Source organism: Nocardioides sp. LML1-1-1.1 (assembly GCF_040676175.1).
Classification (GTDB): Bacteria; Actinomycetota; Actinomycetes; order Propionibacteriales; family Nocardioidaceae; genus Nocardioides.
On sequence record NZ_JBEGHK010000003.1, the window covers coordinates 379,015 to 392,664 of the forward strand.

A 13,650-nucleotide genomic window follows, 5' to 3' on the forward strand; every position below is an offset into this window, starting at 1 on the left:
CGTGCAACGGTTCCGGCCCGGCGGGCCCCGGCGGTCGACTGCTCGGCATGACCCAGCTCGACGAACGGCCCGCTGTGGCCGCCACCGATCCCGCCACCGATCCCGCGACCGATACCGCCACCGATCCGGCCGGCGCCTGGCTCGCCGCCTTCGAGGACGCCCTCGCCGCCCGCGACGTGGACCGGGCCGCCGGCCTCTTCGCCGCCACCAGCTTCTGGCGCGACCTGATCGCCTTCACCTGGAACATCACCACCGTCGAGGACCCCGACGGCGTCGCCGCCCTGCTCGCCGACACCCTCGACCAGGTCGACCCGCGCGGCTTCCACCTCACCGAGCCGGCCACGACCGAGGACGGGGTGACGACCGCCTGGTTCGCGTTCGAGACCGCGGTCGGCCGCGGGCGCGGCCTGGCCCGCCTGGTCGAGGAGGACGGCCCGAAGGCGTGGACCTTCCTCACCACGCTGCACGAGCTGAAGGGGCACGAGGAGCCGCGCGGCACCCGGCGCCCGATGGGTGCCGAGCACGGTGCCACCAAGGAGCGGGTGACCTGGGCCGAGCGCCGTGCCGCCGAGGACGAGGCGCTGGGCGTCACCGCCCAGCCCTACGTGCTCGTCGTCGGCGGCGGGCAGGGTGGGATCGCCCTCGGCGCGCGACTGCGCCAGCTCGGCGTACCGGCGCTGGTGATCGACAAGCACCCGCGTCCCGGCGACCAGTGGCGCAACCGCTACAAGTCGCTGTGCCTGCACGACCCGGTCTGGTACGACCACCTGCCCTACCTCAAGTTCCCCGACAACTGGCCGGTCTTCGCGCCCAAGGACAAGGTCGGCGACTGGCTGGAGTTCTACACCCGGGTGATGGAGGTGCCGTACTGGTCGAGCACGATCGCCACCGGCGCGTCGTACGACGAGGCGACCGGCCGGTGGAGCGTCCAGGTCGAGCGCGAGGGGCTGCCGCTGGTGCTGGAGCCGACACACCTCGTCATGGCGACCGGGATGTCCGGCAAGCCGAACGTCCCGGACCTGCCCGGCCAGGACGTCTTCCGCGGCGAGCAGCACCACTCCTCGCAGCACCCCGGCCCGGACGCGTACGCCGGCAAGCGGGTCGTCGTGATCGGCAGCAACAACTCCGCCTTCGACATCTGCGGCGCGCTGTGGGAGACCGGCGCCGACGTGACGATGGTGCAGCGCTCCTCCACGCACATCGTCAAGAGCGACACCCTGATGGACATCGGCCTCGGCGACCTCTACTCCGAGCGCGCGCTGGCCGCCGGTGTCACCACGGAGAAGGCCGACCTGATCTTCGCCTCGCTGCCGTACCGGATCATGCACGAGTTCCAGATCCCGCTCTACGACCGGATGCGCGAGCGTGACCAGGAGTTCTACGACCGGCTGGAGGCCGCCGGCTTCGACCTCGACTGGGGCGACGACGGGTCGGGGCTGTTCCTGAAGTACCTGCGCCGCGGCTCGGGCTACTACATCGACGTCGGCGCCGCCGAGCTGGTCGCGGACGGCGAGGTGAAGCTCGCCAAGGGTCAGGTCGACCGCCTGACCGAGGACGCCGTCGTACTGGCCGACGGGAGCGTGCTGCCCGCCGACCTCGTCGTCTACGCCACCGGCTACGGCTCGATGAACGGCTGGGCGGCCGACCTGATCAGCCAGGAGGTCGCCGACAAGGTCGGCAAGGTGTGGGGCCTGGGCTCCGACACGACCAAGGACCCGGGACCGTGGGAGGGCGAGCAGCGCAACATGTGGAAGCCCACCCAGCAGGAGAACCTCTGGTTCCACGGCGGCAACCTGCACCAGTCGCGGCACTACTCGCTCTACCTGGCGCTGCAGCTCAAGGCCCGCCACGCCGGGATCCCCACGCCGGTGCGCGGCCTGCAGGAGGTCCACCACCTCGCGTGACCGGTGGGACGGGGCCGATGTGAGCCGCGGTCGGAGGATGCGTTAGAGTCTCCGACCGCGGTTCCTTCGGGTTCCGCTCCGGGCGATTGGCGCAGTGGTAGCGCGCTTCGTTCACACCGAAGAGGTCACTGGTTCGAACCCAGTATCGCCCACCCGGAAGTCGGCCCCGGCCTGCGAGACAGCAGGATGGGGGTCGCGGCTGTCCAGTGCGTGGTTGCAGTCCGCGTTGGACGCCTTTTTAGTTCCTCATATTCGAGAATTGTCTCGCCGTGTCCTTCTAGGCTGCGGCCATGGCAAGCAGAGTCGCGTTCGTAGGTGCCGCCCTGACCATGCTGTGCGCGAGCGGGTGCGGCGGGACTGAGGACAAAGGTCCGACCGCCGAAGAGAAGGCGTCGGCCGCCGCAAGCGCCTCGGCGGCGAGCGCCGCAGCAGTGGCAGCATCGCAGTCGGCGGTGGCTGAGGCGCAGTTCAACAAGTGCACCGAAGCCACGGCCACACTTCTGGCGGCCGCCCAGCAGTTGAACTCCCGCCTGAGTGTCGGCCTGTCCTTCGCGGACTACGGAGAGCGAGTGGGCGACGTTCAGGTTGCCTACGACGACTCGATCGATGCGATTCTCGCGACACCAACTGAGTGCCTGACCGGAGTCGGCGCCAAGCTTGAGGTCGCGCTCAACCGATACCGCGAGGTCAAAGACCTGTGGGCCGAATGCATCGATGATTACTCCTGCACCTTCGGCGAAGGTGAGGTCAACAAGCGAGTTCAGAAGAAATGGGCAGCGGCAAGCACTGCGATCGAGCGTGCGACCTCCAATCTCGCGTCGATGTCTCCGTAGACCTTCTTCTCGGACGTCACGAGGGCCGCACCCGATCGGGTGCGGCCCTCGTCATCGTGAGATGCCTCAGGCGTCGCCCGCGGCGGCCTTCTCGGACGTGTCGCCCGCGGTCTTCAGGTTGCCGCCGGTGTCCTCCAGGTGGGCGCGGACGAACCAGTGGAAGAGCTCCAGCTGCTCGGTCTGCGCGATGAACATGTCCTGGGTGACCAGGTCGAGGTCGTCGAGCTCCTTGATCCCGTCGCGGTACGTCGTGATGACGCCCTGGTAGACGAGGTCGAGCGCGGCCAGGTGCTGCTGGGTGGTCGCCCGGCCGATCGAGTAGTCGTCCCAGGAGCGGCGCTGGACCAGGGAGCCCGGCGTGCCCTGCGGGGAGCCGCCGAGGGTGGCGATCCGCTCGGCGAGGTCGTCGGCGAAGCCACGGACGGCGTCGACCTGCGGGTCGATCATCTCGTGGACGGCGATGAAGTGCGGGCCCACGACGTTCCAGTGCACGTGCTTGAGGGTCAGGTGCAGGTCGTTGCAGGCGTCGAGCCGGCTCTGGAGGAGGGTGACGATGCGCTGGGCAGCGTCCTCGTCGAGTCCGGGCGCGGTGAAGTGCAGAGGCTGGTTCGCAGTCATGCTCAGGTAGTACGCGTTCGGCGGCGGTTCACACCGGTAGCATCGGCACCCGGTGCGCCGTCCGGTGCACGCAACCGACTGGTCCAGCCCGAGGGAGCTCTTCCGTGTCCGACATCAAGGTCGCCGTACTCACCCCTGATGCTCGTCAGGAGTCGACGGTGACGGAGGGCACGAAGGCCTGGGAGCTGTTCCGCGACGACGCCGACGTGATCGCCGCGCGGGTCGGTGGCGAGCTGAAGGACCTGTCCTACCCGCTGGCCGACGGCGACGAGGTCGAGGGCGTGACCATCGGCAGCCCCGACGGCCTCGACATCCTGCGGCACTCGACCGCGCACGTGCTCGCCCAGGCCGTGCAGCAGCTCTACCCGGAGGCCAAGCTCGGCATCGGCCCGCCGATCCAGGACGGCTTCTACTACGACTTCGACGTGCCGGTGCCCTTCGTGCCCGAGGACCTGGCGAAGCTCGAGACCGCGATGCGCAAGATCATCAAGGAGAACCAGCGCTTCGAGCGCCGGGTCACCACCGACGAGGACGCCCTGGTCGAGCTCGCCGACGAGCCCTACAAGGTCGAGCTGATCGGCCTCAAGGGCAACGCCGCCGACGCCGCCGAGGGTGCCGGCGCCGAGGTCGGCGCCGGCGAGCTGACCATCTACGACAACCTCAACCGCAAGGGCGAGGTGGCGTGGAAGGACCTCTGCCGCGGGCCGCACCTGCCCACCACCAAGCGGATCCCGGCGTTCAAGCTGATGCGCAGCGCGGCGGCGTACTGGCGCGGCGACGAGAAGAACAAGCAGCTCCAGCGCATCTACGGCACCGCCTGGCCGAGCAAGGAGGAGCTCGACGACCACCTCCACCGGCTGGAGGAGGCCGAGCGCCGCGACCACCGCAAGCTGGGCCGCGAGCTGGACCTGTTCTCGTTCCCCGACGAGATCGGCTCCGGCCTGCCGGTCTTCCACCCCAAGGGCGGCGTGATCAAGCGGGAGATGGAGGACTACGTCCGCCAGCGCCACATCGAGGAGGGCTTCTCCTACGTCGGCACGCCGCACATCACCAAGGACGGGCTGTTCCACACCTCGGGGCACCTGCCGTACTACGCCGACACGATGTTCCCGCCGATGGAGTTCGAGGGCGCGAACTACCAGCTGAAGGCGATGAACTGCCCGATGCACAACCTGATCTTCAGCAGCCGCGGGCGCTCCTACCGCGAGCTGCCGCTGCGGCTGTTCGAGTTCGGCAGCGTCTACCGCTACGAGAAGTCCGGCGTCATCCACGGCCTCACCCGGGTCCGCGGCTTCGCCCAGGACGACTCGCACTCCTACTGCACCCCGGAGCAGGCGCCGGCGGAGGTCAAGCACCTGCTGGGCTTCATGCTCAGCGTGCTGCGCGACTTCGGCCTCGACGACTTCTACCTGGAGCTGTCGACCCGCGACGACGACAAGTTGGACAAGTTCGTGGGCAGCGACGCGGACTGGGCCACCGCCACCAAGGTGCTGGAGGACGTCGCCGCGGAGACCGGCCTCGAGCTGGTCCCGGACCCGGGCGGCGCGGCGTTCTACGGGCCCAAGATCTCGGTCCAGGCCAAGGACGCGATCGGCCGCACCTGGCAGATGGGCACCGTGCAGTACGACTTCAACCAGCCGGCGGGCTTCGGCCTGGAGTACACCGCGCCGGACGGCACCAAGCAGCGGCCGGTGATGATCCACTCCGCGAAGTTCGGCTCGATCGAGCGCTTCCTCGGTGTCCTCGTCGAGCACTACGCCGGGGCCTTCCCCCCGTGGCTCGCGCCGGTGCAGGTCGTCGGCATCCCGGTGGCCGACACCTTCACCGACTACCTCTACGACGTCGCGCGGCAGCTCAAGGCGCGCGGCATCCGGGTGGAGGTCGACGAGTCCGACGACCGGTTCCAGAAGAAGATCCGCAACGCCCAGCTGCAGAAGGTCCCGTTCATGCTCATCGCCGGCGGCGAGGACGTGGAGAAGGGCGCGGTCAGCTTCCGCTACCGCGACGGGCGCCAGGACAACGGCGTACCGGTCGCGGAGGCCGTCGAGCGGGTGGTGGCCGCGGTCGCCGCGCACGAGCAGGTCTGAGCCGTGCGCCGGGCGGTCGGGTGCGTCGCGCTGGGGCTGCTGCTGCCTGCCCTGGCGGCCTGCGGCGGCTCCGACGGCCCCTCCGGCGCGCCGGCCCGGCCCCCGTCGTCGAGCGTGGGCACGGCGAGCCCGACCGACGAGGGCAAGCCCGGCGGGGACGCGGGCGACCCCGGCGACGACGCCAGCGACCTGGCCAAGGCGGCCGAGGACCTCGCCCGGGCCACCGAGCAGCCCACCGGCGACATCGCGCCGCGTGACGGTGACGTCCTGGGCGGCGACATCAGCTGGCCGCAGTGCCCGAAGGGGATGGGCATCCCGCAGAAGCAGGGCCAAGGGCTGCCGATGCCGCTGCCCAGCGCGGAGTACGTCGTCCTCGGGCTCACCAACGGCCCCGGCTTCACGCCCAACCCCTGCCTGGCCTCGCAGGTGAAGTGGGTCAAGGACAACGACAAGCTGGTCGCGGTCTACGCCGTGTCCAGCTATCCCGACGCCGCCACCGTCAAGGACCACGGCGCCGACGGTCCCTACGACGCCTCCACCACGCTCGGCCAGCTCAAGAACGTCGGCTACGCCCAGGCTCGCTTCAACATCGGCACGATGGCCGAGGTCGGCCTGCTCAGCCCGATCATCTGGATCGACGTGGAGCCGGTGCCGGTCTTCGAGTGGAGCGGCAACCTCAAGGCCAACGCCGCGGTGATCGAGGGCGTCGCCCGCGGCTACGTCGACGCGGGCTTCCGGATCGGGGTCTACTCCACGCCCAGCCTCTACGCCCGGGTCGTGGGCGACTTCGACCTCGGCGGCGTCCCGGAGTGGCGCGCCGCGGGGCAGACCTCGCGGGCCGAGGCTCTCAACCGGTGCGGTGCGGACTGGTCGATCCAGGGCGGCACGGCCGTGCTGGGGCAGTGGGTCGAGCAGCAGCGCGACCTCAACGTCACCTGTCCGGGGATCGCGGTCGACCTCGGTCAGTGGTTCCACCGGTTCACGTGAGAGGGTTCGGCAATGACCACGCAGGACGTCGGCGACGTTCAGGACGGGCGCCGTCGCCGGTGGCAGGAGCACAACCAGGTCCGGCGTCAGGTCATCATCGACGCCACCATCGCGGTGCTGGAGCGCCAGGCGCCCGGTGAGGAGTTCCAGGTGCAGGCGGTCGCCGACGAGGCGAAGATGAGCCGCACGGTGATCTACCGCCACTTCGTGGACCGGGCCGACCTCGACCGCGCCGTGCAGCGCCAGATCTGCGAGAACGTCGGCAACGAGCTGCTGCCCGCGCTGTCCCTGGACGGGACGCCGGACCAGATCATCCACGGCATCGTGAGCAGCTTCGTCACCTGGTCGACCGAGCACCCCACGCTCTACTGGTTCGCCGAGCGCGACCTCGCCGGCTGGGAGCCCAGCCCGCTCGGCCAGGCGGTGCAGCAGGTCGCCGAGGGCATCGAGGGGATCATGTCGATCGTCGTCGCGGCGCTCGGCGTGGAGCTGACCGACGACGACCGCGCGGCGCTCGACCCCTGGGTCTTCGGCCTGATCGGCGCGGTCTTCGCTGCCGTTCGCCGCTGGCTGGAGCGGGCCGACCGCGAGCCGTCCACGCAGGCCTTCATCGCGATCCTGTCGGAGTCGATCTGGTTGCAGATCAACGGGATGGCGCTGTCGCGGGGCCTCAACCTGCCCGACCTGCCGATCTCCGACCTGCTGCAGGCGCTCGGTCCCGCGGCTGCCGACGACGACTGAGACGAGCGAGGAGACCTGTGTCCGACCCTGACGGGCTGGAGCGGCTGTGGACGCCGCACCGCATGTCCTACGTCCGTGGCGAGGAGGGCGCCGAGCCGGCACACGCCGAGCCGCGCCCGTCCTGCCCGTTCTGCCGGATCACCCGTGACCCGGCGACCTCGACGGACGACGACCTGGTCGTGGTCCGGGGGGAGACGGCGTACGCCGTGCTCAACCTCTACCCCTACAACCCCGGTCACCTGATGGTGCTGCCCTACCGCCACGTCGCCGACTACACCGACCTCGACGACGACGAGACCGCCGAGGTGACCGCGCTGACCAAGTCGGCGCTGCGCACGATCCGGTCGGTCTCGCAGCCGCACGCGTTCAACGTCGGGCTCAACCTCGGGGGAGCGGCGGGCGGCTCCCTGTCGGGCCACCTGCACCAGCACGTCGTACCGCGCTGGTCGGGGGACGCGAACTTCATGACCGTGATCGGCGGCACGAAGACCCTTCCGCAGCTGCTCGGCGACACCCGGGATCTGCTCGCGGACGCCTGGCGGTAGTAGGTTCTCGCTCCGTGTTGGATCGCTTCAAGGAGTTCTGGGCCGGGACCGTGCTGCACCCCTTCGTGCGGCTGTTCATCCGGCTGGGCATCAGCCCGGACGCGGTGACCCTCGTCGGCACGCTCGGCGTCGCCGCCGGCGCGCTGATCTTCTTCCCGCAGGGGGAGCTGCTGATCGGGGTGCTGTTCATCACCGCCTTCGTCTTCAGCGACCTCATCGACGGGCGGATGGCGCGCGAGCTGGGCCGCAGCTCGAAGTTCGGCGCGTTCTGGGACTCCACCCTGGACCGGATCGGCGACGGCGCGATCTTCGGCGGCCTGGCGCTCTACTTCGCCGGCACCGGCAAGGACCAGGGCGACAGCTACCTCTACCTCTGCGTGACGCTGTGGTGCCTGGTGATGGGCTCGGTCACGTCGTACGCGCGGGCCCGGGCGGAGTCGCTCGGCATGGACGCCAAGGGCGGCATCGCCGAGCGGGCCGACCGCCTCGTCTCGATCCTCGTGATGACCGGGCTGGGTGCCCTCTTCGACCTGCCGATCCTGATGGAGGTCACCCTCTGGGCGCTGGCCTTCGCCAGCACCTACACCGTCGTCTTCCGGGTGCTGAAGGTGCGCCGCCAGGCGCTCGCCCTCGATGCCGCCGCGGCCGCCGAGGCCGGCACGGACACCCCGTCCTGAACACCGTTCATGAGGTCGTAGGATCTTCCCCATGAGCGAGCAGCAGGAGCACGGCACCACCCGGGTCAAGCGCGGCATGGCCGAGATGCTCAAGGGTGGCGTCATCATGGACGTCGTCACGCCCGAGCAGGCCAAGATCGCCGAGGACGCCGGCGCGGTGGCCGTCATGGCGCTCGAGCGGGTGCCCGCCGACATCCGCGCCCAGGGCGGCGTGTCCCGGATGAGCGACCCCGACATGATCGACGGGATCATCGAGGCGGTCTCCATCCCGGTGATGGCCAAGGCCCGGATCGGGCACTTCGCCGAGGCCCAGGTGCTCCAGTCGCTCGGTGTCGACTACATCGACGAGTCCGAGGTGCTCACCCCGGCCGACTACGCCAACCACATCGACAAGTGGGCCTTCACGGTGCCGTTCGTGTGCGGTGCGACCAACCTCGGTGAGGCGCTGCGCCGGATCACCGAGGGTGCGGCGATGATCCGCTCCAAGGGCGAGGCCGGCACCGGTGACGTCTCCAACGCGGTCACCCACATGCGCACGATCCGCGCCGAGCTGCGCCGGCTCACCGTGCTGTCCGACGACGAGCTGTACGTCGCGGCCAAGGAGCTCCAGGCGCCGTACGAGCTGGTGGCGGAGGTGGCGCGCACGGGCAAGCTGCCCGTCGTGCTCTTCACCGCCGGCGGCATCGCCACCCCGGCCGACGCCGCGATGATGATGCAGCTCGGAGCCGAGGGCGTCTTCGTCGGCTCCGGCATCTTCAAGTCCGGCAACCCGGCGCAGCGCGCCGAGGCGATCGTGAAGGCCACCACCTTCTTCGACGACCCGGACGTGGTCGCCAAGGTGTCGCGCGGGCTGGGCGAGGCGATGGTCGGCATCAACGTCGACGAGCTGCCGCAGCCGCACCGGCTCGCCGAGCGCGGCTGGTAGTCGAAGGCCTCAGGTCGGCCCCCGCGGGGCCGACGAGAGGGGTGTGACGAGCACCACAGAGGAACGATCCGCGACCCGGCGCCGCGCCGGCTTGCTGGCGCTCAGTGGTGCCCTGGCCGCGGTGCTGCTGACGCTCGCCGTCACCGGGACGCTGTCGTCGTGGACCTCGGCGATCATCGGCAACGACGACAACACCGCGGACAGCGCGGGCGCCGTCGTGCTGGAGGAGACCGGGCCGGGCGGGGTGACCTGCACGACCGCGTCCAGCGCGACCAACACCGCGACCTGCTCCAGCATCAACAAGTACGGCGACGACGGGGCCGCCGCGACCGGGGCCACCGCGCTCCAGCCCGGCGACAGCGTGTCCACCACGGTGACGCTGGCCAACACCGGGCCCTCGGACGCGGCGACGTTCACCCTGACGCCCGGCGCGTGCGCGGCGACGTACCACTCGGGCTTCCGGCAGGGCCAGGCGCCGCTGCCGGCTGACGACCTGTGCACCCAGCTCACCGTGGGCGCAGAGTGCGTCGCCGGCGCGTCGAGCGTGCTGTCCGTGGCCCCGGTGGCGCTGGCGTCGTTCGCGGGGGCGCGGTCGATCACCGGCGGCCTGGCGAGCGGCGACGCGGTGGACTGCACGTTCACCGTGGCCCTGGCCTCTGGCAGTGGGGCGCGGTTCTCCGGCCAGACGGCCGAGCAGGACCTGACCTGGCAGATCAGCGTGTGAGCCCGCGATGGCCGGACAGCACCGCGCGGGGCGCGAGAAGCGGGGGAGCGGGACCGTCCTCGCCGTGGCGGGCGCGGCCGCGGCCGTCGTCCTGGTGCTCGGTACGTCGGGCACGCTCGCCTCGTGGACCAGCGCGGTCCTCGGCAACGACACCGACACCGTCGCGACCGGCAAGGCGGTCGTCCTCGCGGAGACCGACGGCACCAGCACCTGCCGCTCCAGCGACCAGGTCAGCAACGTCGCGACCTGCGCCACCATCAACAAGTACGGCGGCACCGCCAGCCCGCTGATGCCCGGCGGCTCCCGCACCGTCGACGTCACCTTCACCAACCTGGGCGCGGCCAACGGCGCGACCTTCGCGCTCGCGCCGGGCGCCTGCTCGCAGAGCCCCACCGCGGGCTCGGGGACACCGGCCGCGACCAACCTCTGCACGGCCCCCGGCGAGCTCACGGTGGCCGTGGGCTGCTCGCCCGGGGCGTCGTACGCGGCGGGCTCGGTGTGGGGCGACCTGGCCTACGCGGCCGGCGTGCCGCCGACGGCGACGAAGGCGCACACCGCCACCGGCAGCGAGCTCAACGCCGGCGCGCAGTGGACCTGCCGGTTCACCGTCGCCCTCAACGCGGCCGCCGCCGTCGCCTCCCAGAACATCACCGTCAGCCAGCCGCTGACCTGGACGCTCGCGTCATGAGCCGGGCCGCCACCGGCCTGCTGCTCGTGGTGCTGGCCGCCGCGGCCTGGGTGCCGGGGGCGGGTGCGGGATGGACGGCGGCCCAGGTGGCGAACGCGACCGACACGGCCCGCACCGGGCGGCTCAGCCTCGACCACGCCTGGGGCAGCGGCACGTGTGCCGGCACCGGACCGGCGGACACCGCCTGCGCGGGCGCGCCGCTGCCGACCGGTCCCTCGACGGGCTCCACGCAGACGCAGGCCGACACGCTGCGCAACACCACGCCGAGCGGGTCGTCCACCCAGCAGGTGCAGGTCGTCTCGTGCGCCCCGGCCCGCTTCGCCGACAGCGCGACCGCGACCGACCCGATGCTCCCGCGCTACGGCGTGACCCGCGGAGCCACGGACCCGTGGGGCACCGGCGTGGCCGCGGGCTTCGACGGGAGCACGCAGTACGCCGCGGACGTGGTGCCCACGACCACCTCCCTGGTGGCCGGGTCGTCGTACTCGCTCGGACTGTGGTTCCGCGCCCCGCTGGGCTCCGGCGGCGGTGGGCTGCTGTCCCTCAACGCCAGCCCGGTCGCCTCGACCAGCGCGGGGGCGAACCCGACGCTCTACCTCGACGGGTCCGGCCGCATCCGCGCCAAGCTCGACGGCACGCCGGTGCTCGTCCTGCCGGTCATCCTGGTGCTGACCTCGGCATCGGGCACCGACTACCGCGACGGGCGTTGGCACCATGTCGCGCTCACGGTCAACCGCAAGGTGCTGACCACCGACCTCAAGCTGTACGTCGACGGCGCCCAGGCCGACGCGATCAACGACGCCGTCCTGCTGATCGGCACGCTGAGCGACTCCTGGTGGCACCTGGCCTGGACCGACACCACCGCGCTGTCGGGCCTCGGCGACCCGCCGGCCTCCTTCACCGGCCGGCTGTCCGGTGCCTTCCGGACCACGACCGCGCTCTCCGCGGCGACGGTGGCAGCGCTCGCGTCGAGTGCCTCGGCGACGTCGTACGCGAGCGCGCTGGCGAGCGCGCAGCACCTGTGGATGCTCGGCGACGCGAGCACGGCCACGCACACCGGCGCCATCGCCTACGTCACCGGCGGAGCGCCGTGCGCGCACGTGCGTCTGGGCTGGAGCCTCGGCGGGACGACGGCGTTCGCGCTGACCCCGATCGACCAGCTCGCCGGCGTCGGGTGGCTGCCCGCGATGCCCGCCGCGGCGCCGGGGCCGGGCGCGACGCAGACCCTGACCACGTCGTACGCCCGGGTGGCGAGCGGCTACGACTCCGACGTCGCGGGGCTCGAGCTCGTCGTGCCGCTGGCGCACCGGGTGCTGCTCACCGGCACCGCCTGGACGCTGCGCTTCGACTGGGGCGCCGCGAGGCTGCTCGGATGAGGTGGCCCCGCGTGCTCGCCGCCGCCGTCGCCGTCGTGGCGCTGGGTGGATGTCTGGGCTGGCGCGCCGACGGCGGCACCTGGGTGCACGTGGAGTCCCCGTCGATGGGGACGGCGGCGCCCGTCGGCTCCCTGCTCTGGGTCGGCCACGTCGACCCCGACCGGCTCCGGCCCGGTGACTTCATCACCTTCCGCGCGCCGACCGGCGGCACCTACAGCCACCGGGTCCTGACCCGCCACGACGACGGCACCCTGGCCACGAAGGGCGACCTGCCCGGTCCCGACCCGTGGCGCACGGATCCCGCGGACGTGGTCGGTGAGGTCCGTGCGACCTGGCCCGGCGTGGGCTGGCTGGTGGTCGCGGCCCCGTTGCTCCTGCCGGGCCTCGCGCTGGTCCTGCTCGCCCGCGGCCTGGTCCGGCGGGACCGCCGGCTGCCGGTGACGATGGTGCTGGGCGCCGTCGTCGTCAGCGTGGTGCTGGCGGTCTACCGGCCGCTCCTGGGTGCCGAGCAGGTCGCCTTCGTGCCGGCGGGCGCCGGCGCGCGGGCGACCTACGTCGGCACGGGGCTGCTGCCCGTGCGGCTGCACGCGGAGGAGGCCGGAGGCGAGAGCGTGGTGCTGCGCGCCGGCGAGGTCGGCTCGGTGCACGTGCGCAGCGCTGGCGCCGACGGAGACTTCCGGGTCGGCCTGGCGCCGGACCTGCCGCGCTGGTGGTGGCTCGCCGTCGTGCTCGGCTGCCTGACCCCGGCCGCCGTCGTCGCGGCACGTGGGAACGGCGTCAAGAGGCTCCAGCGGAACCGAGGGACCTATCGGAAAAGTGGTGTTGACACCCCCTCCACGCGGGCCGTCCCGGCCCTGCCGGGACGAAAGTCCTGATTCCTCGGTGCGACCGTGCCTGGCCATGCTTCCCTTCGTTGTGGATCGCGAGGCACCCCCGCCTCACGACACACCGAGAAACAGCCACACCTGGGGACAACACAGGCATGGGGACTGGAGAATCATGAAGAAGACGACGAAGGGTGCGCTCGCTGCCGGCTCCGCGGCGGTGCTGCTCATGGGTGGTGCGGGCACCCTCGCCTACTGGAGCGCCAACACCAGCGTCGCCGGGGTCAACGTGACCGCCGGTGAGCTGAAGATCATCAACGACACCTGCACGAACGCCAACTGGGTGTTCGACAGCGGCGAGACCGTGGCCAACAAGACCTACGTCCCGGCGACGGACCTGATCGTCCCCGGCGACAAGCTCACCAAGACCTGCCAGTTCGAGATCCAGGCCACCGGTGAGCACCTGCGGGCGACCGTCGACCTGACGAACCCGGCGCTGTCCGGCGACCTCGCCTCGGCGCTGACGCTCGACAGCTCCTTCAAGGTCGGCGGCGTGGACCTGACCGAGAGCGACATCACCGAGGCCAACGACGGCAACGTCGTCAACGTGGTCATCGGCGTGACGTTCAACTCGGGCTCGCTCAACCCGACGCAGACGCTGACCGGCGCGCTCTCGCAGTTCGCCATCCAGATCGACCAGATCCACAGCTGATCCCTACGG

The 13,650-nt window shown here is 71.3% G+C and carries 14 protein-coding genes and 1 tRNA gene; 14 read left to right on the top strand and 1 reads right to left on the bottom strand.

Going from position 1 to position 13,650, the window contains the following annotated elements:
• Positions 1 to 47 precede the first annotated feature (47 nt).
• The 3 genes from MRBLML1_RS12930 (at position 48) to MRBLML1_RS12940 (ending at position 2,737) form a co-directional block, all read left to right on the top strand.
• Positions 48 to 1,904, top strand: a complete 1,857-nt coding sequence (locus MRBLML1_RS12930) for an NAD(P)/FAD-dependent oxidoreductase (protein ID WP_364516437.1) — start codon at positions 48 to 50, stop codon at positions 1,902 to 1,904.
• Positions 1,905 to 1,984: 80 nt separating this feature from the next.
• Positions 1,985 to 2,056 (top strand) — tRNA-Val (locus tag MRBLML1_RS12935).
• Positions 2,057 to 2,194: 138 nt separating this feature from the next.
• On the top strand, positions 2,195 to 2,737 hold the full coding sequence (locus MRBLML1_RS12940) for a hypothetical protein (protein ID WP_364516439.1): 543 nt from the start codon (positions 2,195 to 2,197) through the stop codon (positions 2,735 to 2,737).
• A 66-nt stretch (positions 2,738 to 2,803) separates the two neighbouring features.
• On the opposite strand, the gene MRBLML1_RS12945 is transcribed toward MRBLML1_RS12940, so the two are convergent.
• A complete protein-coding gene (locus MRBLML1_RS12945) occupies positions 2,804 to 3,355 on the bottom strand; it encodes a Dps family protein (protein ID WP_364516441.1) in 552 nt (183 codons plus the stop codon).
• 104 nt (positions 3,356 to 3,459) lie between these two features.
• Between MRBLML1_RS12945 and thrS the strand changes: the two genes are divergently transcribed.
• The 11 genes from thrS (at position 3,460) to MRBLML1_RS13000 (ending at position 13,641) form a co-directional block, all read left to right on the top strand.
• Entirely contained in the window at positions 3,460 to 5,442 is a 1,983-nt protein-coding gene (gene thrS, locus MRBLML1_RS12950) for a threonine--tRNA ligase (RefSeq protein WP_414691245.1), read from the top strand.
• A gap of 3 nt (positions 5,443 to 5,445) precedes the next feature.
• Positions 5,446 to 6,429: a hypothetical protein gene (locus tag MRBLML1_RS12955; protein ID WP_364516443.1), complete on the top strand. Its 984-nt coding sequence runs from the start codon at positions 5,446 to 5,448 to the stop codon at positions 6,427 to 6,429.
• Positions 6,430 to 6,441: 12 nt separating this feature from the next.
• The gene (locus MRBLML1_RS12960; RefSeq protein ID WP_364516445.1) at positions 6,442 to 7,170 is read left to right on the top strand and encodes a TetR/AcrR family transcriptional regulator; all 729 of its coding nucleotides are present in this window, start codon (positions 6,442 to 6,444) and stop codon (positions 7,168 to 7,170) included.
• Between the two features lie 62 nt (positions 7,171 to 7,232).
• Positions 7,233 to 7,715 carry an HIT family protein gene (locus MRBLML1_RS12965; RefSeq protein ID WP_364517299.1) on the top strand — a complete coding sequence of 161 codons (483 nt, stop codon included), beginning with the start codon at positions 7,233 to 7,235 and terminating at the stop codon, positions 7,713 to 7,715.
• A gap of 14 nt (positions 7,716 to 7,729) precedes the next feature.
• Entirely contained in the window at positions 7,730 to 8,392 is a 663-nt protein-coding gene (pgsA, locus tag MRBLML1_RS12970; RefSeq protein ID WP_364516448.1) for a phosphatidylinositol phosphate synthase, read from the top strand.
• Between the two features lie 31 nt (positions 8,393 to 8,423).
• Entirely contained in the window at positions 8,424 to 9,317 is an 894-nt protein-coding gene (pdxS, locus tag MRBLML1_RS12975) for a pyridoxal 5'-phosphate synthase lyase subunit PdxS (protein ID WP_364516450.1), read from the top strand.
• A 43-nt stretch (positions 9,318 to 9,360) separates the two neighbouring features.
• Positions 9,361 to 10,041, top strand: a complete 681-nt coding sequence (locus tag MRBLML1_RS12980; protein ID WP_364516452.1) for a hypothetical protein — start codon at positions 9,361 to 9,363, stop codon at positions 10,039 to 10,041.
• Positions 10,042 to 10,048: 7 nt separating this feature from the next.
• Complete coding sequence (locus tag MRBLML1_RS12985) at positions 10,049 to 10,729, top strand: hypothetical protein (RefSeq protein ID WP_364516454.1); 681 nt, start codon at positions 10,049 to 10,051, stop codon at positions 10,727 to 10,729.
• Entirely contained in the window at positions 10,726 to 12,105 is a 1,380-nt protein-coding gene (locus MRBLML1_RS12990; RefSeq protein WP_364516456.1) for a LamG-like jellyroll fold domain-containing protein, read from the top strand. Before MRBLML1_RS12985 ends, MRBLML1_RS12990 begins: the two co-directional genes overlap by 4 nt.
• Positions 12,102 to 12,980: a hypothetical protein gene (locus MRBLML1_RS12995; RefSeq protein WP_364516458.1), complete on the top strand. Its 879-nt coding sequence runs from the start codon at positions 12,102 to 12,104 to the stop codon at positions 12,978 to 12,980. Before MRBLML1_RS12990 ends, MRBLML1_RS12995 begins: the two co-directional genes overlap by 4 nt.
• Before the next feature lie 124 nt (positions 12,981 to 13,104).
• Complete coding sequence (locus tag MRBLML1_RS13000) at positions 13,105 to 13,641, top strand: alternate-type signal peptide domain-containing protein (RefSeq protein WP_364516460.1); 537 nt, start codon at positions 13,105 to 13,107, stop codon at positions 13,639 to 13,641.
• Positions 13,642 to 13,650 lie beyond the last annotated feature (9 nt).